The 25,011-nt window shown below is 64.8% G+C and carries 21 protein-coding genes; 5 read left to right on the forward strand and 16 right to left on the reverse strand.

Annotated elements, in window-relative coordinates:
* Positions 1 to 12 precede the first annotated feature (12 nt).
* Positions 13 to 1,995, reverse strand: coding sequence for an alpha-1,4-glucan--maltose-1-phosphate maltosyltransferase (locus OU800_RS12840; RefSeq protein WP_268177670.1), 1,983 nt, complete (start codon positions 1,993 to 1,995; stop codon positions 13 to 15).
* Positions 1,996 to 2,602: 607 nt separating this feature from the next.
* Between OU800_RS12840 and OU800_RS12845 the strand changes: the two genes are divergently transcribed.
* Positions 2,603 to 3,595: a TerC family protein gene (locus tag OU800_RS12845; protein WP_268177671.1), complete on the forward strand. Its 993-nt coding sequence runs from the start codon at positions 2,603 to 2,605 to the stop codon at positions 3,593 to 3,595.
* A 45-nt stretch (positions 3,596 to 3,640) separates the two neighbouring features.
* Here the strand turns inward: OU800_RS12845 and OU800_RS12850 are convergent, their stop codons facing one another.
* Positions 3,641 to 4,870 carry an acyl-CoA dehydrogenase gene (locus OU800_RS12850; protein WP_268177672.1) on the reverse strand — a complete coding sequence of 410 codons (1,230 nt, stop codon included), beginning with the start codon at positions 4,868 to 4,870 and terminating at the stop codon, positions 3,641 to 3,643.
* A gap of 150 nt (positions 4,871 to 5,020) precedes the next feature.
* Between OU800_RS12850 and OU800_RS12855 the strand changes: the two genes are divergently transcribed.
* Positions 5,021 to 5,947, forward strand: coding sequence for a LysR family transcriptional regulator (locus OU800_RS12855; protein ID WP_268177673.1), 927 nt, complete (start codon positions 5,021 to 5,023; stop codon positions 5,945 to 5,947).
* Between the two features lie 238 nt (positions 5,948 to 6,185).
* On the opposite strand, the gene OU800_RS12860 is transcribed toward OU800_RS12855, so the two are convergent.
* Positions 6,186 to 6,620: a DoxX family protein gene (locus OU800_RS12860; protein ID WP_268177674.1), complete on the reverse strand. Its 435-nt coding sequence runs from the start codon at positions 6,618 to 6,620 to the stop codon at positions 6,186 to 6,188.
* Between the two features lie 105 nt (positions 6,621 to 6,725).
* Positions 6,726 to 8,138: a transglycosylase SLT domain-containing protein gene (locus OU800_RS12865; protein WP_268177675.1), complete on the reverse strand. Its 1,413-nt coding sequence runs from the start codon at positions 8,136 to 8,138 to the stop codon at positions 6,726 to 6,728.
* A 199-nt stretch (positions 8,139 to 8,337) separates the two neighbouring features.
* On the opposite strand from OU800_RS12865, the gene OU800_RS12870 reads away from it, so the two are divergent.
* The gene (locus OU800_RS12870) at positions 8,338 to 9,165 is read left to right on the forward strand and encodes a TatD family hydrolase (RefSeq protein WP_268177676.1); all 828 of its coding nucleotides are present in this window, start codon (positions 8,338 to 8,340) and stop codon (positions 9,163 to 9,165) included.
* Positions 9,166 to 9,952: 787 nt separating this feature from the next.
* Positions 9,953 to 10,984 (forward strand): methyl-accepting chemotaxis protein, encoded by a 1,032-nt coding sequence (locus OU800_RS12875; protein WP_442964779.1) that lies wholly within the window; start codon positions 9,953 to 9,955, stop codon positions 10,982 to 10,984.
* Here OU800_RS12875 and OU800_RS12880 read toward each other — a convergent pair whose 3' ends face one another.
* The 10 genes from OU800_RS12880 to selD form a co-directional block, all read right to left on the reverse strand.
* On the reverse strand, positions 10,985 to 11,782 hold the full coding sequence (locus tag OU800_RS12880; RefSeq protein WP_268177678.1) for an acyl-CoA thioesterase: 798 nt from the start codon (positions 11,780 to 11,782) through the stop codon (positions 10,985 to 10,987).
* A gap of 130 nt (positions 11,783 to 11,912) precedes the next feature.
* Positions 11,913 to 12,683 carry a CHAD domain-containing protein gene (locus tag OU800_RS12885; protein ID WP_268177679.1) on the reverse strand — a complete coding sequence of 257 codons (771 nt, stop codon included), beginning with the start codon at positions 12,681 to 12,683 and terminating at the stop codon, positions 11,913 to 11,915.
* 4 nt (positions 12,684 to 12,687) lie between these two features.
* Positions 12,688 to 14,691, reverse strand: a complete 2,004-nt coding sequence (locus tag OU800_RS12890; RefSeq protein WP_330221387.1) for a transglutaminase TgpA family protein — start codon at positions 14,689 to 14,691, stop codon at positions 12,688 to 12,690.
* Complete coding sequence (locus tag OU800_RS12895; RefSeq protein WP_268177681.1) at positions 14,688 to 15,638, reverse strand: DUF58 domain-containing protein; 951 nt, start codon at positions 15,636 to 15,638, stop codon at positions 14,688 to 14,690. Before OU800_RS12895 ends, OU800_RS12890 begins: the two co-directional genes overlap by 4 nt.
* Positions 15,638 to 16,555, reverse strand: a complete 918-nt coding sequence (locus OU800_RS12900) for an AAA family ATPase (RefSeq protein ID WP_268177682.1) — start codon at positions 16,553 to 16,555, stop codon at positions 15,638 to 15,640. The genes OU800_RS12895 and OU800_RS12900 overlap by 1 nt, the downstream gene beginning before the upstream one ends.
* Positions 16,556 to 16,675: 120 nt before the next feature.
* A complete protein-coding gene (locus OU800_RS12905) occupies positions 16,676 to 18,640 on the reverse strand; it encodes a HAMP domain-containing methyl-accepting chemotaxis protein (RefSeq protein WP_268177683.1) in 1,965 nt (654 codons plus the stop codon).
* Between the two features lie 117 nt (positions 18,641 to 18,757).
* Positions 18,758 to 19,363 carry a flavin reductase family protein gene (locus OU800_RS12910; protein WP_268177684.1) on the reverse strand — a complete coding sequence of 202 codons (606 nt, stop codon included), beginning with the start codon at positions 19,361 to 19,363 and terminating at the stop codon, positions 18,758 to 18,760.
* Positions 19,363 to 19,641, reverse strand: coding sequence for a hypothetical protein (locus tag OU800_RS12915; RefSeq protein WP_268177685.1), 279 nt, complete (start codon positions 19,639 to 19,641; stop codon positions 19,363 to 19,365). Before OU800_RS12915 ends, OU800_RS12910 begins: the two co-directional genes overlap by 1 nt.
* A 77-nt stretch (positions 19,642 to 19,718) precedes the next feature.
* A complete protein-coding gene (gene mnmH / locus OU800_RS12920; RefSeq protein ID WP_268177686.1) occupies positions 19,719 to 20,819 on the reverse strand; it encodes a tRNA 2-selenouridine(34) synthase MnmH in 1,101 nt (366 codons plus the stop codon).
* The gene (selD, locus tag OU800_RS12925; RefSeq protein WP_268177687.1) at positions 20,819 to 21,853 is read right to left on the reverse strand and encodes a selenide, water dikinase SelD; all 1,035 of its coding nucleotides are present in this window, start codon (positions 21,851 to 21,853) and stop codon (positions 20,819 to 20,821) included. The genes mnmH and selD overlap by 1 nt, the downstream gene beginning before the upstream one ends.
* A 105-nt stretch (positions 21,854 to 21,958) precedes the next feature.
* Between selD and OU800_RS12930 the strand changes: the two genes are divergently transcribed.
* A complete protein-coding gene (locus tag OU800_RS12930; RefSeq protein ID WP_268177688.1) occupies positions 21,959 to 22,963 on the forward strand; it encodes a patatin-like phospholipase family protein in 1,005 nt (334 codons plus the stop codon).
* Here OU800_RS12930 and OU800_RS12935 read toward each other — a convergent pair whose 3' ends face one another.
* Complete coding sequence (locus OU800_RS12935; protein WP_268177689.1) at positions 22,964 to 24,049, reverse strand: AI-2E family transporter; 1,086 nt, start codon at positions 24,047 to 24,049, stop codon at positions 22,964 to 22,966.
* A gap of 167 nt (positions 24,050 to 24,216) precedes the next feature.
* On the reverse strand, positions 24,217 to 24,993 hold the full coding sequence (locus OU800_RS12940; RefSeq protein WP_268184311.1) for a DUF4892 domain-containing protein: 777 nt from the start codon (positions 24,991 to 24,993) through the stop codon (positions 24,217 to 24,219).
* Positions 24,994 to 25,011: the final 18 nt, after the last annotated feature.

A 25,011-nucleotide genomic window follows, 5' to 3' on the forward strand; every position in this document is an offset into this window, starting at 1 on the left:
GCCGCTCCTTGTTCAGTGAAGGGCGCGGATGCGCCAGATGCCGAATGGCAGGTGCCAGGGTTCGATGCGCATCCACTGCACCTTGCCGTGCCAGGTCCAGCGGTGGCCGTTCATCAGGTCCTCGCCGTCGAGCGCGGCATCGTCGGGCAGGCCCAGTTCCCACAGCGGCAGCTCGAAGTGCGCCTCCTGCGCGTCGTAGGGGTCGAGGCTGACGGCCACCAGGATGAAGTTGCGCAGATCCTCGGTGCGCTTGCCGAAGTACAGGATGTTGTCGTTCCAGGCGCTGTAGGCGGCGAAGCCCAGGTGGCTGTGCAAGGCCGGGTTGTCGCGGCGGATCTGGTTGAGCCGGGTGATCTCGGCGTTGATGTTGCCGGGGGCCTGGTAATCGCGCGGGCGCAGTTGGTACTTCTCCGAGTCGAGGTATTCCTCCTTGCCCGGCACCGGCGCCGCCTCGCACAGCTCGAAGCCCGAATACATGCCCCACAGCCCCGAGCCCATGGTGGCCAGGGCGGCGCGGATGAGAAAACCCGGGCGCCCGCTACGCTGCAGGAAATAGGGGTTGATGTCCGGCGTGTTGACGAAGAAGTTCGGCCGGTAGCAGTCGCGCCATGGCGGCTGGTTGAGCTGCTCGAAATAGGCCTGCAGCTCGGCCTTGGTATTGCGCCAGGTGAAGTAGGTGTAGCTCTGGCTGAAACCGAGCTTGCCCAGGCGCGCCATCATCGCCGGGCGGGTGAAGGCCTCGGCGAGGAAGATCACCTCCGGGTGGCGTGCGCGCACATCGGCGATCAGCCATTCCCAGAACGGCATCGGCTTGGTGTGCGGGTTGTCGACGCGAAACAGCGTCACGCCCTGCTCCACCCAGCCCAGCACCACGTCGCGCAATGCCAGCCAGAGGTCGGGGATGGTCGCCTCGGCGTAGAAGTCGACGTTGACGATGTCCTCGTACTTCTTCGGCGGGTTCTCGGCATGACGGATGCTCCCGTCCGGGCGCCAACTGAACCAGCCGGGGTGCTCCCTGAGCCAGGGGTGATCCGGCGAGCACTGCACGGCGAAATCCAGCGCCACCTCCAGGCCATGCTCGCGGGCCACGCGCACCAGCGTGCGGAAGTCTTCCAGGCTGCCCAGCTCGGGATGCACGGCGTCGTGGCCGCCCTCCTCGCTGCCGATGGCGTAGGGGCTGCCGGGGTCGTCCGGCCCGGCGCTCAGGCTGTTGTTCGGCCCCTTGCGATGGCTGCGGCCGATGGGGTGGATGGGCGGAAAATACAGCACGTCGAAGCCCATGGCGGCGATCTCGGGGATGCGCGCCTGCACATCGGCGAAGGTGCCGTGGCGCCCCTCCTCGCCCAGCGAACGGGGAAACAGCTCGTACCAGCTAGCGAATTCGGCCAGGGTGCGCTCCACGTCCAGCGGGTAATTGGCCGTGCGCAGCAGGTGGGGGCGGTATTCGGCGCGGCGCATCAGCTCGTTGACCGCCGGGTCGATCAGCACCGCCTCGCGCTCGGCCTGCGATTGCGCGGCCTCCATGCGCTCGACCAGCGCCGCCACCTCGCCACGCAGGTGTTCCGGGGCCTGGGCGCAGATGCGCCTTACCAGGTGCGCGCCTTCCTGCAGTTCCAGCTCCACCGGTACGCCAGCACCGAGCTTCTTCACCAGCTCCTGGCGGAAGCTGGCGTAGACGTCCAGCCAGGCTTCGATGGCGAATTCGGCGCGGCCCGGCTGGTCGATGCGCAGCGTGGCGCGCCAGTGGTCGTTGCCCAGCGCCTGCATGGGCACGCGCTGCCAGGAAGCCTGCCCGGCGCTGCGCCAGAGGAGATCGGCGGCGAGCTGATCATGGCCGTCGGCGAAGATCACCGCACTCACCGGCAGCGCCCGACCGCACAGGCACTTGGCGGCGAAGCGGCCATGTTCGAGCACAGGTTGCACGGCCTCGATGGCCAGGCGTGGTTGGGTCAGCGCCTTGGCGAGGGTGTCGTCGATGGAGTGCGGGGGCAGCATGAATCCTGGCTCCTCTGCGCCTGGCAAACGGCGTGTTCGCGCGGTGGAAACGAGCGCCCCGGAAAACCCGGGGCCTGAAATTCCGAGGCGGCGCCGAGGCCTAAAGTTCAGGGATTTTTTGCGGTTCTTCCCATTCTTTGGGGGGAGTGCTTGGTTGGTACCGGACTGGCAATACGGTTGTCGTTTTTTTGGGGGGCTTGTTCCGAATTGCCGCGTTTTTGCTGATGTTTTTGGTTTCCCCTCACGGGCGAGTCACTTTTGACGGGCAAGTAACCAGCGTTTCTTTTACTTACTTTTCTTTGCGCACTTCAAAGAAAAGTGAGTCGCCCGAGGGGGCGAAACAAGGAGTTTCCGAACACACCGAAGCGGCGTCCAGAACACCAACACAAGCCAACACACAAACTTGCCAGTCCGGTATCAACCAAAGCATTCCCCCTAAGCTGCAATCAACCCAAAATAATCCCTCACGGGGGGGATTGGCAGAATCTCGACTCGACGCTAGTCTTCGCCACGCGTGACGCCGGGCCCCTCTGGCGGTGAGCCTCTCACCGTGATGTCGGAGTCACTGAGTGAATTCTTTCGACTCAGGCAGACATTGGGAGAGCTCATGGACGCTCCACTTGCCTTTTTCACATCCCCCATCTTCGGCACACCTGGCTGGTTCTGGCTGGCCTTTCTGCTGCTGATCATCTTCCTGTTGGTGCTCGATCTCGGCGTGCTGCATCGCGATCAGCATGAGATCGAGATGCGCGAAAGCCTGCTGCTGTACTCAGGCTATTTCAGCGTCGGCGTCGCCTTCGGTGGCTGGATCTGGTGGCAGCTAGGCGCCATCAAGGCCATGGAGTACTACACCGGTTTTCTGGTGGAACAATCGCTGTCGATGGACAACGTATTCGTCATGGCGATGATCCTCGGTTACTTCAACATCCCTCGCCGCTATCAGCACCGTGTGCTGTTCTGGGGCGTTCTCGGGGTGATCGTGCTGCGCGCCATCATGATCGGCCTAGGCACGGCTCTGGTGCAGCAGTTCGACTGGATCCTCTACCTGTTCGGCGCCTTCCTGCTGTTCAGCGGCATCAAGATGCTGCGCAGTGGCGACGAGGAGAGCCATCCGAACCTGGCGCAGAACCCAGTGATGCGCTTCGTGCGCAAGCACGTCCGCGTCAGCGACGAGCTGCATGGTGGCCGCTTCCTGGTGCGTCTGCAGGATCAGGCCAGCGGCAAGGCGTTGCTCTATGCCACACCGCTGCTGTTGGCCCTGGTGCTGATCGAGCTGGCCGACTTGGTGTTCGCCGTGGACAGTGTGCCGGCGGTACTGTCCATCTCGCAGGATCCGTTCATCGTCTACACCTCGAACATCTTCGCCATCCTCGGCCTGCGCGCACTGTACTTCGCCCTGGCGGCGCTGATGCACCGCTTCGTCTACCTCAAGTACGCACTGGCCCTGGTGCTCATCTACATCGGCGGCAAGATCTTCCTCCACGATCTGTTCAAGGTGCCTGCCCTGCTCTCCCTCGCCGTGACCCTGGGCCTGCTGGGCGGTGGCGTGCTGCTGTCCCTGCTCAAGACACGCGACCAAGGGCAATCGCCCCAGCACTGACCCTAGCGAAAATGGCGAGGCCCGCAATCGCGGGCCTCGTCCTGTTCAACGGCTGGCTTTCATCATCTCGCGGGGCACGTACTTGCCGATCTCGTACTTGCCGATGGCCGCGCGGTGCACTTCGTCCGGGCCGTCGGCCAGGCGCAGGGTGCGCTGCATGGCGTACCAGTAGGCCAGCGGGAAGTCGTTGGAGACGCCGGCCCCGCCGTGCATCTGGATCGCCCGGTCGATCACCTTGAGCGCGACGTTGGGCGCCACCACCTTGATCTGGGCAATCTCGCTGGCGGCGATCTTGTTGCCCACGGTATCCATCATGAACGCTGCATTGAGCGTCAGCAGACGCGCCTGGTTGATTTCCATGCGCGAGTCGGCGATATGGTCGATATTGCCGCCCAGGCGTGCCAGCGGCTTGCCGAAGGCGGTACGGCTCACGGCGCGCTTGCACATCAGCTCCAGGGCACGTTCGGCCATGCCGATCGAACGCATGCAGTGGTGGATACGGCCTGGGCCGAGGCGGCCCTGGGCAATCTCGAAGCCGCGCCCCTCGCCCAGCAGCACGTTGTCGTAAGGCACGCGCACGTTCTCGAACAGCACCTCGGCATGGCCATGCGGGGCGTCGTCGTAACCGAACACCGGCAGCGGGCGCAGCACGGTGACGCCAGGGGCATCCATCGGCACCAGGATCATCGAATGCTGCTGGTGACGGGGGGCGTCCGGGTTGGTCAGGCCCATGAAGATCATCACCTTGCAGCGGGGGTCGCAGGCGCCCGACGTCCACCACTTGCGGCCGTTGATCACCCATTCGTCACCCTCGCGACGGGCGTTGGCCTGCATGTTGGTGGCGTCAGAGGAAGCCACACCCGGCTCGGTCATGGCGAAGGCCGAACGGATGGTGCCGTCGAGCAACGGCTCCAGCCACTGCTGCTTCTGCGCCTCGTTGCCGTAGCGCACCAGCACCTCCATGTTGCCGGTATCCGGCGCGGCGCAGTTGAACGGCTCCGGACCGATCAGCGATCGCCCCATGATCTCGGCCAGCGGCGCATACTCGGTATTGCTCAGGCCGGCGCCATAATCCGACTCGGGCAGGAACAGGTTCCACAGCCCCTCGGCCTTGGCCTTGGCCTTGAGCTCTTCCATGATCGCCGTGGGCTGCCAGCGATCCCCTTCGGCCACCTGCTGCTCGAACAGCGCCTCGGCCGGATAGACATGCGCCTCCATGAACGCCGTGACGCGCTCACGCAGTTCTTGAACCTTGGGGGAGTAAGCGAAATTCATGGCGATACCTTCCGAGAGAGCTGTAGGTGAAGTCGTGAAAATCATGCTAGAGCAGCATAGAAAATTTATCGAACCTATTTTCAGCGTGTATGAACATTCATAACCGATATATGATCGCCCCATAACAAGACCCTCTGGAGCGCTTTCGGCATGAACCTGACCAAGGTGGATCTCAACCTTTTCATCGTATTCGACGCCATCTACACCGAAGCCAATCTGACCCGAGCCGGACAGATCGTCGGCATCACTCAGCCGGCCGTCTCCAACGCCCTCGCCCGCCTGCGCGAAACCTTCAACGATCCGCTGTTCGTGCGTACCGCCCAGGGTATGGTGCCCACCCCCATGGCGCAGAACATCATCGGCCCGGTGCGCAACGCGCTGCAGCTCCTACGCGTGTCGGTGCAGGAAAGCCGAACCTTCAACCCGCAGCAGGCCGGCAAGACCTACCGCATCAGCATGACCGACCTCTCCGAGCAGATTCTCCTGCCGCCGCTGTTCCAGCGCCTTCGCCGCCTGGCGCCGAACGTGTGCATCGAGAGCTTTCTCGCCAAGCGCCGCGAAACCACCAAGGAGCTGGCCGCCGGGCGGCTGGATTTCGCCGTCGACGTGCCCCTCAACACCGACCCGCAGGTGCGGCATGTCAAGCTGCTGGAAGATCGCTACGTCTGCGCCATGCGCCTCGGTCACCCGCTGGCCAAGGAAAGGATCAGCCTCGACGAGTACCTGTCGCTGACCCACATCCACATCTCCAGCCGGCGCAGCGGCCTGGGTTACGTGGATCTGGCCCTGGGCAAGATGGGCATTCAGCGCCGTATAGCCCTGCGCTCACAGCACTACCTGATGGCTAGTAGCGTGATGCAGCAGACCGACATGGTCATGACCGTGCCATCGCGCTTCGCCCGCCGTCACAACCTGCACCACGTCGAGCTGCCGGTGAATGATGTGCCCTCTCTGGAAACTCACCTCTACTGGCATGAAAGCACCGACCAGGATCCGGCCAACCGCTGGATGCGCGAGCAGATGATCGAGCTGGCCCAGCACGTCACCGCCCAGGAGAAAAAGGCCGAACAGGCGTAGGGTGCGCTATGCGCACCGCACATCTACGCCCTCACCATCCCCTCCTGAACGCAAGAGGCCCGCACAGGGCGGGCCTCTTCGCAGCATTAGGCTTTGTACGAAAAGTGCCTGCGCTCGGTGATGCTGCGTTGAAATCGCTCTCAGAATGCTCATTTACAACGCGTAAACTGCGCTTCTTCGAGTGATTTCGCCTTGCCTGACCTTCGCTCGACGACTCTTCGTACAGAGCCTAGGGAAATCAGCGGGCCAGCTTGCCATCCAGCGACAGCTTGCCAGCGCCCTCGAACACCAGCGCAACGCTGATGGCCAGCAGCGCCAGGGCGAATTCGTAGCCGTTGTTGCTCATGAAGAAGCCATTGGCCAGGTGCACGCTGAAGATCGCCACCAACATGGTCACCCCCAGCACCGCCGCCGCCGGGCGTACCAGCAGGCCGATGATCAGTGCCAGGCCACCGAAAAACTCGGCACTACCGGCCATCAGCGCCATCAGGTAGCCCGGGGCCAGGCCGATGCTTTCCATCCACTGCGCCACGCCCGCCAGGCCGTAGCCGCCGAACCAGCCGAAAAGTTTCTGCGAGCCGTGAGCGGCGAAGATGAGGCCGGTGACGATACGCAGCAAGGTGATGCCAAAGCCGGCCTGGGTCGCGGTGATGTTCTTGAGCAGTGCGTTCATTGCGGGAGTTCCTTGGTGGATGGGGTTGACGGAGCCTAGAATCATCCAACTCTATCGATAATAAAAACGGAAAATACCGCTAAAAAATATCGATAAATTAGATTCTTACTTGGCCGTGACTCGCCGCCCCTGCGGCTCCAACGAATAACGCTCCCGGTCATAGGCCAAGTAGTACTTGTTGACCGCATTGACGTAGCTCACCACGCCCATGCCCATCTGCTCCATGGCCACCCGCTCCACCTGGAAGAACCACTGGTTGGGGTTGAGGCCGCGCCGCCGCGCCTCAGCGCGCAGTCCCTGCACCCGCTGCGGACCGAGGTTGTAGGCGGCCAGGACGAAGGCCATGCGTTCGCGCTCATTGAGCTGAGCACTGTTGAAGAAGTTGCGCCGGATCTTCGCCAGGTACTTGCTGCTGGCCTGGACGTTGCCGGCCAGGCTCTGAATATTGCTGACACCGACACTGCGCGCCGCCGCCGGAGTTATCTGCATCAGCCCCGTGGCGCCGCTGGCACCACGGGCCGCCGGGTTCAGGGTCGACTCCTTGAAGGCCAGCGCTGCCAGCATCAGCCAGTCGAGATCGTTCTGCTGAGCATGATGCTGCAACACCGGTCGCACTTTCTCCAGGCGCTGCCGCTCGGTGCGACCGAACGGCGAATGCACCTTGTACAGACGACGATAGACACGCTGGAAGGTGGCGTCCTGATCGGCCGGCGCCTGATAGCCAGCGAGGAAACGGTCGATGCTCGCGCGCAGCATGGGCGCATCCGGGCGCACGAACCACTTCATCTCCCCCTCACTGGCAAACACCAGATGGCGGTCGACGCGCAGCTTGGGCATCACCTTGGCCCAACGTTCTGCGATCGGCAGCTCCACGGCGGTACGCTCGAAGATGCCCGCCTGCACCATCTCCAGCACGTCCTCCACCGCCAGGCTGGGGTCGACCCACTCCACCACGATAGGCGGCAACTTGCGCTCGACCAGGCGCTGATTGATCTCGCGCAGCGACTCGCCCACGGCGCTACCGGCAGGCAGCGACAGGCTGCGTCCGGCCAACTGCTCGAAGCTGCGGTAATGCCGGTTGCCCTGTTTGGATACCAGCACCAGCGGTACCTCGCGACGAATCGCCTTACTGGCACTGACATCATGCCCGGTACGCACGCTGAGCAACTCGCCGGGCGCGACCAGATCGCCTTCGCCTCGCTGCAAGGCGGCCAGGAGCTGATCCTTGGCCTTGGGTATCACCTTCAGGGTCAGGCTGCGTCCATCGCGCGCATTACGGTTGAGGTACTGCTCGAAGGCCCGCAGTCGATGGTACTCGACGCCAATGCTCTGTCCCTTGACCGAACCCGAGCTGTTGCGGCTCTGGTTGACCAGCACACGCAACTCGCCGCTGCTGCGAATCGCCGGCAGATCGCGACTCTGGCTAGGCTGACGACTGACCTCTGGCGGCCCGGCCAGGCGCGCGCTGGCGGGCAGCGGCAAGAGCGCCAGAAGGCAGAGGATCAGCAGCAGGCGCAATAGCGGTCTCCATGGGTGCCGACGAAGGCTTCGCCGGCCAGCGAAAAGGTGGCGGAGGGTCGCACAGCTTGGGTGAACTGCGCCACCTCGAAGCTCTCTCCAACCTTAAAAACACGACACAAGTTCCTGTAAATGATGGCTTTTCTGAGCGGCGGAGGAGATCTGTTATGCTCCGCCCAGGTAATGCTCAGGTGGCACCATGCAGCTCATCGATATCGGCGTCAATCTCACCCACCCCAGCCTGGCTCCGCAGGCCGAGGCCTTGTTGGAACGCGCGCAGGCAGCCGGTGTCTGCCAGTGGGTGCTGACCGGCACCAGTGTCGCCGAAAGCGAGGCCAGCCTGGCGCTTTGCCGACAGTTGGACGCTGGCGGCCAGCGCCTGTTCAGCACCGCCGGGGTGCACCCGCACGATGCCAGTAGCTGGAACGCCGCGACCGCCAATGCCCTGCAGGATCTGCTCGCCGAACCCCAGGTGCGCGCCGTTGGCGAATGCGGCCTGGATTTCGACCGTGACTTCTCACCCCGCCCCTTGCAGGAAAAGGCCCTGGAGGCGCAACTGGCGCTGGCGGCACAGTTGCGCAAGCCGGTGTTTCTCCACGAGCGTGCTGCTAGCCAGCGTCTGCTGGAGATACTGCGCGACTACCGCGACCATCTGCCGGCTGCCGTGGTGCATTGCTTCACCGGAGAGCGCAAGGCGCTGTATGCCTATCTCGACCTCGACCTGCACATCGGCATCACTGGCTGGGTCTGCGACGAACGGCGCGGCACGCACCTGCACCCACTGCTCAAGGACATACCCGGCGCGCGCCTGATGCTGGAAACCGATTCGCCCTTCCTGCTGCCCCGCACGCTGCGGCCCAAACCCAAGAGCGGGCGCAACGAACCGGCCTTCCTCACCGAGGTGCTGCGCGAGGTCGCCCTGCACCGCCAGCAAAGCCAGGAAGCACTGGCCAAACAAACCAGCGCAACCGCTCGCGACTTCTTCGCATTACCGACCATACTTGAGGTTGCCGCAGCCGACCTTTGATTGACGTCAAGCCGCCGACAGATGCCTGAGGCATAATGATGGCAAATAGCTAGGGTCTGTTGCCGTTTCGCGCACGGCCGCGACGGAGCCAGTTTTTGCGTGGGGCTAGGCGCGAGACGCGAAGTTTGGTCGCCCAAATGAGCCGTCGAGTAACGACGCACCACGCAAAAACTGGCCCGTCCCTGCGGGTTGCGCGGTAAATTGCGCCATGCGTCGTTGTGGGATTTGGCAAGGGAACGACCATTACCTGCATCCCACGCCTCGCGGAACGCCGCCCGGCCATGGCGCAATTTGGCGCAGCAACGCGGCTCGCGTCGAAACGGCAACAGACCCTAATAATCATCGCAAGAAAATGGACTCTATGAGCATGGGCGCCTGGATCAGCAATCTTTCCCTCAAATACAAGTTCTGGGCGGTGAACGCCGTCGCCTTCGCCATCACCCTGATGCTGGTACTGTTCGCCTTGCATATCGAACGATCGGCCCGCATCGACGACGCCCGTCAGGCCGCCAGCCAGCAGGCACGCCTGCTGCAGCAATGGCCAGCGCAAAGCCCCCTGCCGCAACTGGCCGAACTGAAAGTCCTCGACCAGGCCACTGGCCAAGCCGATACCAGTGGCTGGCAAGCGCTGCAGCATGATGCCTGGTTCAGCGACTCACCGAGCATTGGTACGCAGCGGTTCAAGTTGGCCGACGGCCGCCAGGCTGCGCTGCAGGTCAAGGCGCCAAGTCTGCTGCAACTGTTCGGCGAGCATGCCGCCAGCTATGCACTGGCCGTCGCCCTGCTGATGCTCCTGCTGCTGGCGGCCTCGCAACTGCTGATCCGCTTTCTGCTCAGCCACCTCAACACGCTCAAGGACGTCATGCTGCAGGCCGAGCGCAGTGGCGACCTGTCCCTGCGTGTACCGCTCTCCAGCCGCGACGAAGTAGGCCAGATGGCCGCCGCCTTCAACGCCATGCAGGCCGGTTACCAGCGCGTGGTCGGCACCGTGGGCCAGGTGGCTGGTGAACTGGACAGCGGCACCAGCAGCCTGGCGCGACACATGGGTAGTGTGCGCCAGGGCATGCTCGCCCAGCAGAGCGAAACCGACCAGGCCGCCACCGCGATCAACGAGATGTCCGCCACGGTGCAGCACATCGCCGAACACGCCAGCACCACCCGTGACCAGTCGCTCAGCGCCGATCAGCTCGCCCGTGCTGGCCAGCAGGTGGTCGAGCGCGTCGAGCAATCCATCGACGCCCTGTCGCAAGGGGTACGCCAGAGCGCCGGCAGCATCGAGCGCCTGGCCGAGGACAGCCAGCGCATCAGCCAGGTGGTGGCGGTGATCCATGGCATCGCCGAGCAGACCAATCTACTGGCACTCAATGCTGCCATCGAGGCGGCGCGGGCTGGCGAAATGGGTCGCGGCTTCGCCGTGGTGGCCGATGAGGTGCGTAATCTGGCCAAACGTGTGCAGAGCTCAACCGATGAGATCACCCAGATGATCGGCAACTTGCAAGGCGGCACCCGCGATGCCGTGGAGTTCATGCGCGAGAGTTCAGAGAACGCCACCCATTGCGTGCAGCTTGCTCAGGAAGCGGGCGAGTCGCTGGCTGCGATCACCGCGGCCGTTGCGCTGATGCGCGAAAGCAACACGCAAATCGCTGTGGCGGCCAACCAGCAGAGCCAGGTGGCCGAGGAAATGAGCCGCTCGGTGGTGGGCATCCGCGACGTCACCGAGCAGACCGTGGGGCAGACCCTGGAGTCCGCCGCCACCAGCCAGCAACTGGCCGAACTGGCGGGCCAGCTCAGCCGCGCCATCGGTCAGCTCAAGCTGTGATCAGCCGAACACCGTGACCGTCTGCCGGCTCAGTGCGATCAACTCGCCGCTCGGGCTCCACAGCCCGGCAGCGACATGGCCGTAACCATCGCGCGCGTGCTCGATCTCAGCGTGGTACAGGCACCATTGCTCGGTGCTCAGGTCATGCAGCGGCTGGACGAACTCGATGGTCCAGGTCAATGAACTACCCGGAGCCGGGCTCTTCAGATGCTGCAGCACGGCAGGTGGCCAGGCGTCGACCAGGGCCAGCAGGTGCGCCTCGGTAAGCGCTTGCGCTTCGGTTTCGCCCTTCAGACGCACCCAACCGCCCATCTGCCGTGAGGGGTTGTTGCTGAAGGGCATGCCGCCGATCCCCCAGCGCATGGCCAGGTAACGGGTGAATTCGGGGGTGACATTGCGGATGTAGGGCAGCTCCTGGCACTGCTCCACCGCCTTCATGCTCGGTGCCGATAGCGGCGCCACTTCGATTGCAGACTCTCTCGCCGCACCGAAGCTGCCCTGCACCAGGGTCACCACCTGCCCCTCCTGGGTCGCGCGCAGGGCCATCTGGCTGACCGCCTTGCCCTCACGCAGCACCTCGGCCTCGAAGCATACCGGCACCTCAGGCACCACCGGTCCAACGAAGGTGATGGCCAAGGAACGCACAGGGCGCCCTACCGGCACCTTGGCGCACATCACCTCGTAGGCCAGCGCGGCGACCAGGCCGCCGAAACCGGCACGGCCCTGGGCCCAGGTAGCGGGGATCAGCAATGCGTCGGGTTGGTTGCGCACAGCTTGCAGCAACTCGGAAAAGGTCATGAATACCTCGAATACGGGAAAGGCTCTGATCTTAGGGCATGTGATGCCCTGGCCAGCAGGCCACATCGGCCAAACAGACGGGGAAAATATCACCGTCGCGCCCAGTGCGAACCCAGCCTAGGTTCGGCGCTCAGTCGGCCAGAACAAAGTCCACCCGCAATACCAGGAGGCTGTCGTCGGCTTGCTGCTCGGCGGCCTGCATCGCCGCTTGCCAGACTGCCCGGTAAGGCGCGAGCGCAGATTCCGTTTCCGCCAGGGCCAGCCATTGCAGGTTGTCGTGCCAGTCACCCAGCGCGCCCTGCGCGTGCTTCAAATGCGCCAGTGCACGGCGGCTCAGCCCAGACTCCCGCGGGTAGGCCTCGGCGGCGTAGCGTACCCGCTTGATCAACAGGCGCAGCCGATGGCGGTCGTGCGCCGGGTCGCGCAGGGCCAACGCCAGACGCTGCTGCTGGCGCTGCAAGCGGCGCTGGATGCGACGCGGCAGGTGATCCAGCTCGGCATTGGCAGCGGCCTGGCGCCAACGCTGTGGCCAGGCATCGAGCAATGCCAGCAGATCCTCCAGTTCCCGGGTAAGGGCCACCTCGGCCCGCCGTGGCGCCAGCTCGCGGACCATGGCATCGGCCGGGGCGCCCGCGCCGAGCTGGCGCAACTGCGCCTGCAGCACCTCGCGGTCACGCAATGGCCCGGTCAGGCGCCCCAAGGCGGCAGCGGCCTGTTCCAGGGTGTCCACCGTGGGCAGGCCACGCAAGGGCCTGAGCAGGCTGCGCATCCGCCGCAAGGTAACCCGCAGATCGTGCAGGGCCTCATCGTCGGTGGCCTCTACCAGGCGCGCACGACAGGCATACAAACGCACCTGCAGCGCCAGAAGCTGCTCGACAGTGCTATCGACGAAAGCGCTCATCACCTCACTCCCTCTCTTTGGCTACAACACGGCGACGCCATGGCAAGGCCCGCCTCAGCTCACGCAAGATCCGTCGCAACACCGCAGCCGGTATGGCCTGCCCGGCATAACGCTGGCGCTCGTATTGCTCGGCGAAGGTGCGAATCAACACCGCCTGTTCGGGTAGAGCGCGCTCGGCACGCGCAGCATAGCTGCGCATGCCCTCGCCCGCAGTTGGCATCACCCCGTGGCGCGCCAGCATACGCTGGAAGCGACGCCAGAGCTGGCGCTGCGGATCCTCCCGGCGCTGCCAGGGCTTCAGCAGCCAGAGTGCCAGAAGCCCGACGAGCAAGGCTCCGCTACCGACCAGCGCCAGTGCCAGGCGCTGCCAATCCAGGCTGCCGAACCAGCGCTGCAACACCTGCACCTGCTGCTCGCCCTGGTAGCCCAGCACCCAGCGCTGCCAACCATAGTTGAGGCTATCCCATTGCAGGCGCAACTGATTGAGCCAGGTCAGGTTGCGATAGCGCAATGGCGAGAAGGGCTGATCCTCGAGAAAGGCTTCGTCTTCTCCCAAAGCCTCTGCGAGCCCTTGCTCGACCCGCTCCGGCGCCACCTGGAAGGTCGGGTCGACGCTGCGCCAGCCCTGCCCTGGCTGCCAGTACTCGACCCAGGCGTGGGCATCGAGCTGACGCACCAGCAGGTAATTGCCGCCGGGGTTCAGCTCGCCACCCTGATATCCGGCCACCACCCTTGCGGGAATACCGGCGGCGCGCAGCACGAAGGTCATGGCCCCGGCATAGTGCGCGCAGAAGCCGGCACGAGTGTCGAAGAGAAAAGCGTCGATGGCATTCTGGCCCAGGGGTTGCGGGCGCAGGGTGTAGTGATAGGGCTGGCGCTTGAAATGCTGCAACAGCGCCGCGACCAGCGCATCGTCCTGCGGATACTGGCGCCTGAGCTGCTCGGCCCATTCACGGGTGCGCGGCTCCCCCTCTGACGGCAGTTGCAGGTCGCGCCGCAACAGTTGCGGATCGGCCTGTGCCTCGCGCAGCGCCTGTGGCCAGGAGCGCGCCTGGTAGAGCAAGGGACGATCCACCGGGCTGCGCCGCTGCCAGCGAAAATCGCTCATCATGCGGCTGTCTTCCGGATTGATCTGGGCCACGTCCAGAGTGAACAGCCAGGGCCTGTTGCTCGGCTGCATGACGATACTGTACTCGACCGTCTCACCACGGGCCTGCCACTGCGGGGCACGAGGGATGGCCGCCTGGCCGGACTGCGACCAGCGCCGACCGTCGAAATGCTCCAGGGTCAGGGCGCGCCAGTAGAGTTCGCTGCGTGGCGGCATGGGGCCGTCGAAGCTGGCGCGAAAGGCCAGCGCCGGGGAGCGGCTGAGCTCGGCGATATCCCCTGGTGTCATGCTCTCGGCCAGCCCGGTGATGCCCTTGTCGCTGGGCATTGGCAGTGACCATAACGGCCCCAGGCGCGGGAAGAACAGGAACAACAGCAGCATCAGAGGCACGGCCTGCAGCATCAGGCTGGCCGCCAGGCGCAAGGTGGCCCAGGGGCGCCGGGCAAAGGCGCTCTGCTGCAGGCCAAGCAGCGCCGCCAGCAATGCCAGAACCGGCAGCAGGCTGTACAGGGCGGCAACAATACCGTCCTCGAACAGGTAGGAGGTCACCACGCAGAAGAAACCGAGGAAGATCAGCACCAGGGCATCGCGCCGGCTGCGCATCTCCACCAGCTTGAGGATGAAGGTGCAGATCAGCAGCACGGTGGCCGCTTCCATGCCCACCAGCGTCCCCCGTGAGGCGAAGATGCCGCCGATCACCGCAGCCAGCAACAGGCCCTTGGCCAGATTGTCGGGATGGCGCAGGCGCATGCGAAAGATCTGCACCCGCCAGAATGCCGCGACCAGCCACAGCCCCGCCACCCACAGCGGCAGATGCAGCAAGTGCGGGGCGATCACCAGCACCTGTGCCACCAGCAGCCAGGTCAGGGCGATACGCGGGATCAGTGGCTGGCTCATCACTTGCTCCCAAACAGCGCCAGGGCACGCAGACAACGTTCGCGGTGCGCGTCACCCTGCCCAACTTCGATCACCTGCCCGGGCAGGTGCAGGCCGAACGGCTGCTGCCGAGCACTGAGCTGCAGCACCCAGTGGCAGAGCAGCGACAGGCGCCTTTCCAGGTCGCCGCCCAGGCTGTCGAAGTCCAGCCATGGCTCGCGCCCGCTGAGCGTGGCGAACTCCTTGACCTGCAAGCCATGGCCACGGGAATAGGCCTTCCACGCCAGGCGGCGCTTGGAGTCACCCGGCTGATAGCTGCGCAGCCCTTGGAAGTCGTCGGCACCCTGGCCGCGCACCTGCTGCCCGTCCTCTTCCTCTTCGGCCAGCCCTGCGGCCAGCGGCAGCTCACCTTCCAGCGGGCGCGGGTAGACCAGCACCGGCTGATCCAGGTCGACCCAGCTCCAGGCCACCAGCAGCCCCAGCGGAAAGCGACTCTCGACACGCAAGCGCGGCGGTCGTAACCAGCCGCGCCGTTCGGTGGCGAGGCTCAGTTCCAGCTCCACCTGCCCCTGCGCCGGCACGTCGGCCAGTTGCAAGGCGGCCGGTGGCCAGCCCAGGGCCACGGCCTGGTGCTCACGGCCCTGGCTGTGCAGGCGCAGGCGAAATGCGGCCTGCTCACCGACGAATGCCGCCGCCGCGCCACCGGCTCTGAGCTCCAGGCCGGCCAGATTGCGATAGGTATGCAAGATGGCGACGACGAATACCGCCGCCAGCAGAAAGGTCAGGCCATAGGCCAGGCTGTTCTGGTAGTTGATCGCCACCAGCAACATCAGCAGCAGCACCAGGGCGAAAATGCCGCCCACCGCGCTGGGCAGAATGAAGATACGCCGCTGATCGAGACGCACGCTGGCTGCCGGCGGAATGCGCCGGGCCAACCAGCGTGACCAATACGGTTTGAGCAGGCGGCGCATCAGAGCGCAGGCACTTCACGCAGCAGCCATTGCACCAGGCTGCCGCCGCCATGCCCAGTTGGGTCGGCGCGCTCGCGCAGGCGGTGCCCCGCCACGGCCGGCAATACCGCCTGCACATCTTCGGGGATCACGTAGTCGCGCTCGGCCAGCAACGCCCAGGCCCGTGCCGCCGCGAGCAAGGCCAGGCTGGCGCGCGGCGACAGGCCCCAGGCGAACTGCGGCTGACTGCGCGTTGCCTCGACCAGGCGCAACACGTAATCCACCAGGGCGTCACTGGCACGCACCTTGGGCACCTCGGCCTGCAGGCGGGCCAGTTCGGCATGATCGAGGATAGGTTCAAGGCGCGGCAGCAGATCCCGCCGTGCATCCCCCAGCAACAGCGCCCGTTCGGCAGCCTGCGCCGGATAACCCAGCGACAAACGCATGAGGAAGCGGTCGAGCTGCGATTCCGGCAGGGCGAAGGTGCCGCCGCTGCTCACCGGGTTCTGCGTGGCGATGACGAAGAACGGCTCGGGCAAGGGCCGGGTGGCACCTTCGATGGTGACCTGGCCCTCCTCCATGGCTTCAAGCAGCGCGCTCTGGCTCTTGGGCGTGGCGCGGTTGATCTCATCGGCCAGCACCAGCTCGGCGAAGATCGGCCCGGGGTGGAAGACGAACTGGCCGCTTTCCTTGTCGAACACCGAGGTGCCGAGAATGTCGCCGGGCAACAGGTCGGAGGTGAACTGGATCCGCTGAAAGCTCAACCCCAGCACGCGCGCCAGGGCGTGGCTGAGGGTCGTCTTGCCCATCCCGGGCAGATCCTCGATCAGCAGGTGGCCACGGGCCAGGAGGCAGGCCAGTGCCAGGCGCACCTGCCCTTCCTTGCCCAGCAGCACCTGATTGACCGCATCGAGACAGGCATCCAGTTTACTTCGCATCATCGGCTCCTCGCGTCCAGGCTGCCGATGCTACTGGGCTGCCCGAGCCGGGCAAAGCGCCATGTAACCTTTGCTCACGAAACTGTGACGGCCCAGTCCTTTGCCGCCCGTCACCACCATTCAGAGCCTGAACTGCCCGGCCATGCCCTGCAGCTCGCGGCCCAGCTCGGCCAGTTGGGTGCTGGCCGCCGCCGTCTCGTCCATCGCCACGGCCGACTGGTCGGCGATGTCGCGGATGGAGGTGACGCTGCGGTTGATCTCCTCGGCCACGGCGGTCTGCTCCTCGGCGGCAGCGGCGATCTGCTGATTCATGTCGAAGATCTGCGCCACCGCTTCGGAAATGGCCGACAGCGCGCTTTCGGTCTGGTTGGCATCGGTCACCGCGTGGGTTACCAGGCTGGCGCTCTGCTGCATGTCCTGCACGGTACGCTGGGTACCCTCACGCAGCGTGGCAATCAGCGTCTCGATCTCGGCGGTGGATTGCTGGGTACGCCGGGCCAGGGCACGCACCTCATCGGCGACCACGGCGAAACCACGACCCTGTTCGCCCGCTCGCGCTGCCTCGATGGCCGCATTGAGCGCCAGCAGGTTGGTCTGCTCGGCCACGCTCTTGATCACGTCGAGCACCGCATCGATGCGCTGCGCATCCTGGCTCAGGCGCTCGATGCTGGCCGTCGTGGTATTCATCGCCTTGGCCAACTGGTCGACACGCTGCAGCGTCTGCCCGACCACCTGGTTGCCCGCGCCAACTCGCTCCTCGGCGTTGCGCGTGGCGGCGGCCGCCACCTCGGCGTTGCGCGCCACCTCATGCACCGTGGCCGCCATCTGACTCATGGCAGTCGCCACCTGGTCGGTTTCCGCTTTCTGCCCATTGACGCCCAGACGCGTCTGCTCGGTGACACCGGAAAGCGCCTGGGCCGCCGCGGAGATCCGCTCCACCCCGCCCTGCAGGCGCCCCACCATGTTGCGCAGATTGCTGGCCATGCTCTGCATCGCGGCGAGCAGTTGACCCACCTCATCGTCACGCGACACATCCAGTTGTACGCTCAGATCACCGGCGGCAATGCGCTCGGCCTGGGTGATCACCTGGCGCAGCGGACGCACGATCAGCTTGCTGATCAGCAACGCGGCACACAGCCCCAGCAGCAGGGCCAAGGCCGCCACCAGGATGATCAAACCACTGCTGGTGCGTTGCTCGCCGTGCATCACCTCGCGCTGTAGGCTCTGTACGCGATCGAGCTGGGTAAGCATGGCCTCGGCGGTGCTCACCAACTGCTGATAGACCTTTTTCTGCTGCAGCAGCAGCGTGGAATATTCCTTGAGGCGTTCGGTGAAGGAATCGACGTTGACCACCACATCGGCCAACACCGCTGCATAGCCGGGATCCTCCAGGGCGTCGCGCAGGCTGGCCGCGAGTTGCTGTGCCTCGACGGCCTCGGCAATCTGCTCGTCGGCGGCCTCGCCATCACGACGACTGGCCTCCAGGCGTTTGCGCGCCTCCCCCATCGCCTGCAGCAGCAATTGATGGATCTTGCCCACCTGCACGGCCTGCTGCACCGAAAGACCGCCTTGCTGCCCCTGGCTCGACTTGAGCAGATCGACGCCGTCCTCGGTCATGCCCTCCTGCAGCAGATCCAGGCTGTTGGCGGCGCTGACCACCAGCCAGTCGGCGGCATCCAGCGCGAGCTGCATGCCATCGGTCTGCTCCACGTAATGCTGAAAGGCGGTGCGGTACTGGTCGAGCAGCGGCTCGAGTTGCGTCAAAGCCTCGGCGCTGTCGCCCCCCAGTTCGCTGCGCAGCGCCTGGCTGCTCTGCAGGATGCTCTCGACCTGCTGCTGCAGGCGCTCGGCCTGCGCCTTGTCGCCGTTCAGGGCGAATCCCTGCTCCGTGGTGCGCATGCGCAACACCTGATCGCCCAGCACAGCCATGCGTTCCAGGCGCTCGGCCCCAGCATTGACCTCCCGCAGGGCCAGCAGGCCGGTCAGCGCCACCAGTACGGTGAGTGCCAGCACCAGAGAAAATCCCAGCATCAGTTTGGTGACCGTGCTAAGACTGGCCAAACGACCACTCAACGACCTTGCCATCGACCACTCCCCAGAACGAACGTCCAAACGTTGACAGTAGGAGTGTAGACCTGCAAGCGACAAGCCAGCCGGCAGGCGATTGGCCTGAACAGCTAAGAAGATGTCGCTTTTGTGCTATCAGGGGCGCTGCAGATGGAACAGCTCGGTCGTACGGCAGTAAGCACTGCCGCCCAGGCGCCCCACCAGGTCGAGCCGCAGTGGGTCGATGCGCCCCTGCTCATTGAGCACGGCGTCGTCGATATGTGCCAACAGCACTTCGGCGAAGATCAGGTGGCAGTTGGGCCGTTCAGGCGGATACGGCTGGATCTGCGCCACACGGCACTCGAAGGTCACCGCTGCTCCCGCGACGCGCGGCACGTCGATACGTTCGCAAGGCAAGCTGGCAATGGCGCCGTGCGCGAACTCGCTGACCTCGGGCGGCAGAACCGCTGCGCTGGCATTCATCGCTTCGGCCTGCGCGAAGCTGACCAGTTGAATCGCCAGTTCACCGCTGGCCTGGGCATTGCGCAGGCTGTCCTTGAGGCTGCCATCGTCACGGGTATTGACGTTGACCAGCACGGTGGCGGGATTGTCGCTGATGATCTGGAAGAAGCTGAACGGTGCCAGGTTGGCCACGCCCTCGGGCGAGCGGGTGGAGACCCAGGCGATGGGTCTGGGCGTGATGCTGGAGGCCAGCCAGCGATAGGCCTCCAGCGGGCTGAGCGAAGCGAAATCGAGCTGCATCAGCGCCCTGCTCGCGATTCGCGAATATAGAAGCGCGCCCGCTCGGCCTTGCTGACGCAGCCCTCATAGGCCTCGAACTGCTGCTGAGTCTTGGCCGCAGTCAGCAACGACAGCGCCTTGGAGTAGCTCACCGTACCGGCGAAGCCCTCGGCCTCGGCGATGCTCAGTTCCTTCCAGGCGGCATCCAGTTGGTTGGCACAGGTATCCCGGTAAACGGTCTTGCCGGCGCAGCCACTCAGCGCGACCGCCAGCAGCGGCAAACAGATCCAGTGTTTCATCGACCACACTCCTCGAACGGATATGACTACGGACTTGGCCCAGCCTATGACGCTGCAACACAACGAAAGTGCCCGGCTCACTCGCCGTTTCGTTCACGCAAGTATTGCACCACGGCTTGCTGCTCACCGGCGAATTCGATACGCCCCGCCTTGCTCTCGCGCTGGAACACGTACATGGGATCGTAATACTCCACCAGCAGAGCTTCGATCCAGCCACGGTGAGTGTCTACCTGGCCGTCGGCTTCCTGCTCGACCAAGGCCTGATCCATGATCGCGGCGAGGCGCTGGTAACGCTCGCCGCCCAGGCGCCGGGTGATGTTGGCCAGGCTTTCGCGCAAGCGCGCGGCATAGGCGGCAAAGCCCGCCTCCTCGCCCTGTTGCGCGACGAACTCCGCGCACAACTCCACCACGTAGGCCTGGAGGATACGCTCGATGCGATTCTGCAGACTGTCTTCCAGCCATACCAGCGGGTAATGCTGCATACCCTGGTGCAGCGGCAACGGCAAGGAGCAACGGCCGATCAGGCGCGCCTCGTCCTCCAGCACGAACTGCTGCTGGCCGCGAGCACGACGCTTGAGCAGGTCGATGGCCAAGGCATTCTCGAAGTCGATCTGCGCCGGCTGGGCGCTGGCCCGCTTGCCGAAGCTGGAGCCACGGTGGTTGGCGTGGCCTTCCAGATCCACGGCATTGGCCAGTTGCGCGATCACCTCGGTCTTGCCGGTGCCGGTCATGCCGCCGACCAGCACGAAAGTGCACTCCTGCAGCGCCTGTTCGGTGGTATGCAGGAGGAAGCTGCGCAGCGCCTTGTAGCCGCCGACCACGCGCGGGTAGTCGATGCCGGCCTCGCTCTTGAGCCACTGCTGGACGATCTGCGAACGCAGACCACCGCGGAAGCAGTACAGATAACCCTCGGGATTGGCCTTGGCAAACGTTACCCAGGCCTCGATACGCTCGGCCTTGGTGCGCCCGCTGACCAGTCGGTGGCCCAGTTCGATGGCCGCCTGCTGGCCCTGCTGCTTGTAGCAGGTGCCCACCTTCTGCCGCTCGATATCGGTCATCAGCGGCAAGTTGATCACCCCCGGAAAGGCGCCTTTGGCGAACTCCACGGGAGCACGCGTATCCATCAGCGGCCGGTCATGCAGGAAAAGTTCGCGGTAGTCGGTGCAATCGTCGCGCATCAGTACACCTCGACCGCGTGACGCTGTCGCTCCACCAGCTCGCCGATGGGCGACAGCTCCAGCCCCAGCTCGGCAGCCGTGGCGAGAAACTCGGCCTCGCCTTCCGGCATCACCGCGATCAGCAGGCCGCCACTGGTCTGCGGATCACACAGCAGCAACTTGACCAGCTCGGGCAGCGGTGCGATGCGTTCACCATAGCTGTCGAAGTTGCGCAACGTGCCACCAGGGATGCAGCCCTGCTCCAGGTAATGTTCCACGCCGGCCAGACGCGGTACGCGAGCGAACTCGACGCGGGCGCTGAGGCCGCTGCCATCGGCCATTTCCACCAGATGGCCGAGCAGGCCGAAACCGGTCACATCGGTCATGGCGCAAACCCCTTCGAGCTTGCCGAAACGGCTGCCGGGCTTGTTCAGGGTGCACATCCAGTCACGGGCCAGGCCGACATCTTCGGCACGCAGCCTGGCCTTCTTCTCGGCGGTGGTGAGAATGCCGATGCCCAGCGGCTTGGTCAGGTACAACTTGCAGCCGACGCTGGCGGTATCGTTGCGTTTGAGGTGGCGTTTTTCCACCAGGCCGGTCACGGCCAGGCCGAAGATCGGCTCCGGGGCATCGATCGAATGGCCGCCGGCCAAGGGGATGCCGGCTTCGTCGCAGATGGCGCGGCCACCCCGAATCACCTCGCGCGCCACTTCCGGGGCCAACACGTTGACCGGCCAGCCAAGGATGGCAATGGCCATCAGCGGGTCACCACCCATGGCGTAGATGTCACTGATGGCGTTGGTGGCGGCGATACGGCCGAAATCGAAGGGATCGTCGACGATGGGCATGAAGAAATCGGTGGTCGAGACCACCCCGCGTTCCTCGTCGATGGCGTAGACCGCCGCGTCGTCACGCGAGGCATTGCCGACCCACAGACGCGGGTCGAGATGCTGTGCGCCGCTGCCGGCCAGTATCACTTCCAGCACCTTGGGGGAAATCTTGCAGCCGCATCCGGCACCATGGCTGTATTGGGTCAAACGGATCGGCTCGCTCATTGCATGCTCCGGCAGGGACGACTTGGCGGCGAATTCTAGCAAAAGGTGCCTTGGCGCCGCACACGGCGAAGGGTAAGGTCGGGGCTGAATTCGGGGGAAACAGTGATGAGCAAGAGAGTCGCACTGGTACTGGGCTCCGGTGGTGCGCGTGGCTACGCACACATCGGCGTGATCGACGAACTGCAAGCACGCGGCTACGAAATCGGCTGCATCGCGGGTTGTTCCATGGGGGCGGTGGTCGGCGGCATTTTCGCCGCTGGCAAGCTCGACCAGTATCGCCAATGGATCGAAAGCCTGGATTATCTCGACGTGCTGCGCCTGCTCGATGTCAGCTTCCGTCTCGGCGCGATTCGCGGTGAACGGGTGTTCGGACGCATCCACGAGATCGTCGGCGACATCGATATCGAACAGCTATCGATTCCCTTCACGGCCGTGGCCACCGACCTCACCAACCAGCAGGAAATCTGGTTCCAGGAAGGCTGCCTGCACCAGGCCATGCGCGCCTCGGCCGCCATCCCCAGCCTGTTCACGCCGGTGATCCAGGGCAAGCGCGTGCTGGTCGATGGTGGCCTGCTCAACCCGCTGCCGATCGTGCCGGTGGTGTCCAGCCATTGCGACCTGATCGTGGCGGTCAACCTCAACGCCACCAACCAGTTGCGCTACAGCCTGCCGGTGATCGAGCGCCCGCCTGCACTCAAGGGGCGTATCGACCTGTTGATGGCCTCGCTCGGTGCCCGCCTGCCCAGTTTCAAGCGCAAGGACGATGACAGCCTGCTGCTGGCCGACGAACAGCGTCAGGCCAACGCCACCAGCGTGCCGGCAGCCCCCAGCCAGACCGAGGACAGCCCCGCGCCCAAGTCTGCCAGCGGCTCGCGCATCGCCGAGTTCAGCGGCCCGGCGTCGTTGCTCGAGCTGATCAACCAGAGCGTCGAGGTGATGCAGACCTCGCTGGCGCAATACAAGATCGCCGGTTACCCGCCGGACATCCTGGTCAACGTGCCCAAGCGCGTCTGCCGCTTCTTCGAGTTCTACAAGGCACCGGAGCTGATCATGCTCGGCCGCCAGATCGCCCGGGACACGCTGGACAAATACGAACGCGAGCAGGGCTGATCAGCCACGCGACTCCTCGCTGGGCAACGCCTTTTCTGTCATGGCCTCGCTGGTTGGCGCCTTGTCCGCCACCCAGTCGCTGAGCAGGCTGTAGGCCACTGCCAGCAGGGTCGGGCCGAGGAACAGGCCCATGAAGCCGAAGGCCAGAATGCCGCCGAACACGCCGAGCAGCACCACCACCAAGGGCAGGTTGCCGCCACGGCTGATCAGATAGGGCTTGAGGATGTTGTCCACGCCGCTGATCACGAAGAAGCCCCAGATGCCGAGGAAGATCGCCATGCCGATCTCGCCCTGCCACACCAGCCAGGCCACGGCTGGCCCCCAGATCAGCGGCGGCACCATGATCAGGCTGCAACCGAAGGTCAGCAGCCCCAACAGCAGTGCGCCCGGTACGCCTGCGATGAGAAACCCGACATAGGCCAGCAGCGCCTGCGCTGCGGCGGTGCCGATCACGCCGTTGACCACGCGCTGCACCGTACCGGCTACCAGCTCCAGATAATGATCGGCGCGTTCGGCGATCAACCGCTCCAGCAGGCTGCGCACGAACACCGCCAGACGCGGGCCGTCACGGTAGAAGAAGAACACCAGCACCAGGCTCAGGGCCAGCTCGAGCATGCCTCCGCCGATTCGTGCGCTGCGCGCCAGCAGCCAGTTACCGACCTGCCCCAGATAAGGGCGCAGGGTATCGAGGAAGGCCACCCCCTGCTGATCGATGGTGCGCCATAGCTCCGCCAGGCTCTGGCCCACCAGCGGCAGGCTGTCCAGCCAGCTAGGCGGCGGTGGCAGGCCGTCGACCTGCAGATCCTTGATCAGGGCATTGGCATCCTTGATGTGGTCGGCCAGATTGAACCCCAGCAACACCAACGGCACCGCCACCAGCAACACCCAGCAGCCGGTGAGAATACCGGCTGCCAGGGACAGACGCCCACCCAGCAGCAGGCTCAGCCTACGCATCAGCGGCCAACTGGCAAACGCCAGCAGCGCGGCCCAGAACAACGCCGACCAGAAGGGTGCGAGCACCCAGAGACTGGCGGCCAGCAGGCCAAGCAGCAGTATCTGCACCAGCAGCCGATCATTGGTGGCCATGGCGACGAACTCCTCGATTGATCATATCAACGACAGAGCGCCCGACTCGGGCGCTCTGGGGGGAACCTGGGAAACGAACCTGGCGATATTAGCAGGCCGTTGAAAAAAGTAGGCGACGACTGCATGGACGCAGGAAGCCAAAGCCGAAGTAGTCTTTCAACGGCCTGCTAGCGCAATAGCCTGACCTGCAATGTACCTTCCTGCCCCTCGCCCAGTTCCAGGCGGGCCTCACGTACGCGCTGAGCAATCAGCGCCTCACGCCAGTCCTCAGCCCGGGCGCCGCTGAGACTGACGCGCAGGGTGCTGTCGAGATTGAGGGTACGCGCCAGCAGGCGGCTCCACTCGGCATCGGGTGTGGCGTCTTGCGACAGACTCAACACGCCCTCGCTGCGTAGCTGACGCAGCAAGGTGGCGGGCGTCGACAACAGCCTGCCCAGAGCGCTTTTGGCGTCGAGCTGCTCGGCATGCAGGTAGGCGCGGCGATTGCCGCGGGTGATGCTGTACAGCGCCACCAGGCTTTCATGCCGAGGTTCGGCCAGGCGCAACAGGGCATAGGCCTGCTGGTTGTCCGAGCCGTACAGCGTGGCATCGCCGAACACTGCATTGGCCCACAGGCTGCTCGACCCGCATTCACGGCCCTGACACCAGTACAGCAGCTCGGCACCGCCTGCCAGCAGAGCCTTGCGCGCCTGGTCAAACACCTGGTCAGCACTGTGGGTACTCGGCAGTTGGTAGGTCACGGCCTGTAGCTGCCCTTCCGCCAGCACTTCACGCTCGTAGCGCAAACGACCGCTGATACGGCGAACGGCGCCTTGCGGATAGATACGCTCTACGTCCGGGGTACTCCGATAGGCAACGATCTGGCTCGCCGGGAAGCGTGGCAACACCTCGAGATCCTGGCTGCCCGGCACGTCCGCCGCCCAGATCCAGCTACTGCAGAACATGGCGATCGCCGCGGCCAG

Origin of the sequence: Pseudomonas sp. GOM7 (assembly GCF_026723825.1) — a bacterium.
Classification (GTDB): Bacteria; Pseudomonadota; Gammaproteobacteria; order Pseudomonadales; family Pseudomonadaceae; genus Aquipseudomonas.

Coding starts and splice junctions, on each gene's coding strand:
- OU800_RS12840 (WP_268177670.1), bottom strand. CDS start 1,995: ATGCTGCCCCCGCACTCCATCGACGACACCCTCGCCAAGGCGCTGACC.
- OU800_RS12845 (WP_268177671.1), top strand. CDS start 2,603: ATGGACGCTCCACTTGCCTTTTTCACATCCCCCATCTTCGGCACACCT.
- OU800_RS12850 (WP_268177672.1), bottom strand. CDS start 4,870: ATGAATTTCGCTTACTCCCCCAAGGTTCAAGAACTGCGTGAGCGCGTC.
- OU800_RS12855 (WP_268177673.1), top strand. CDS start 5,021: ATGAACCTGACCAAGGTGGATCTCAACCTTTTCATCGTATTCGACGCC.
- OU800_RS12860 (WP_268177674.1), bottom strand. CDS start 6,620: ATGAACGCACTGCTCAAGAACATCACCGCGACCCAGGCCGGCTTTGGC.
- OU800_RS12870 (WP_268177676.1), top strand. CDS start 8,338: ATGCAGCTCATCGATATCGGCGTCAATCTCACCCACCCCAGCCTGGCT.
- OU800_RS12875 (WP_442964779.1), top strand. CDS start 9,953: ATGCTCCTGCTGCTGGCGGCCTCGCAACTGCTGATCCGCTTTCTGCTC.
- OU800_RS12880 (WP_268177678.1), bottom strand. CDS start 11,782: ATGACCTTTTCCGAGTTGCTGCAAGCTGTGCGCAACCAACCCGACGCA.
- OU800_RS12885 (WP_268177679.1), bottom strand. CDS start 12,683: ATGAGCGCTTTCGTCGATAGCACTGTCGAGCAGCTTCTGGCGCTGCAG.
- OU800_RS12895 (WP_268177681.1), bottom strand. CDS start 15,638: ATGCGCCGCCTGCTCAAACCGTATTGGTCACGCTGGTTGGCCCGGCGC.
- OU800_RS12900 (WP_268177682.1), bottom strand. CDS start 16,555: ATGCGAAGTAAACTGGATGCCTGTCTCGATGCGGTCAATCAGGTGCTG.
- OU800_RS12905 (WP_268177683.1), bottom strand. CDS start 18,640: ATGGCAAGGTCGTTGAGTGGTCGTTTGGCCAGTCTTAGCACGGTCACC.
- OU800_RS12910 (WP_268177684.1), bottom strand. CDS start 19,363: ATGCAGCTCGATTTCGCTTCGCTCAGCCCGCTGGAGGCCTATCGCTGG.
- OU800_RS12915 (WP_268177685.1), bottom strand. CDS start 19,641: ATGAAACACTGGATCTGTTTGCCGCTGCTGGCGGTCGCGCTGAGTGGC.
- mnmH (WP_268177686.1), bottom strand. CDS start 20,819: ATGCGCGACGATTGCACCGACTACCGCGAACTTTTCCTGCATGACCGG.
- selD (WP_268177687.1), bottom strand. CDS start 21,853: ATGAGCGAGCCGATCCGTTTGACCCAATACAGCCATGGTGCCGGATGC.
- OU800_RS12930 (WP_268177688.1), top strand. CDS start 21,959: ATGAGCAAGAGAGTCGCACTGGTACTGGGCTCCGGTGGTGCGCGTGGC.
- OU800_RS12935 (WP_268177689.1), bottom strand. CDS start 24,049: ATGGCCACCAATGATCGGCTGCTGGTGCAGATACTGCTGCTTGGCCTG.
- OU800_RS12940 (WP_268184311.1), bottom strand. CDS start 24,993: ATGTTCTGCAGTAGCTGGATCTGGGCGGCGGACGTGCCGGGCAGCCAG.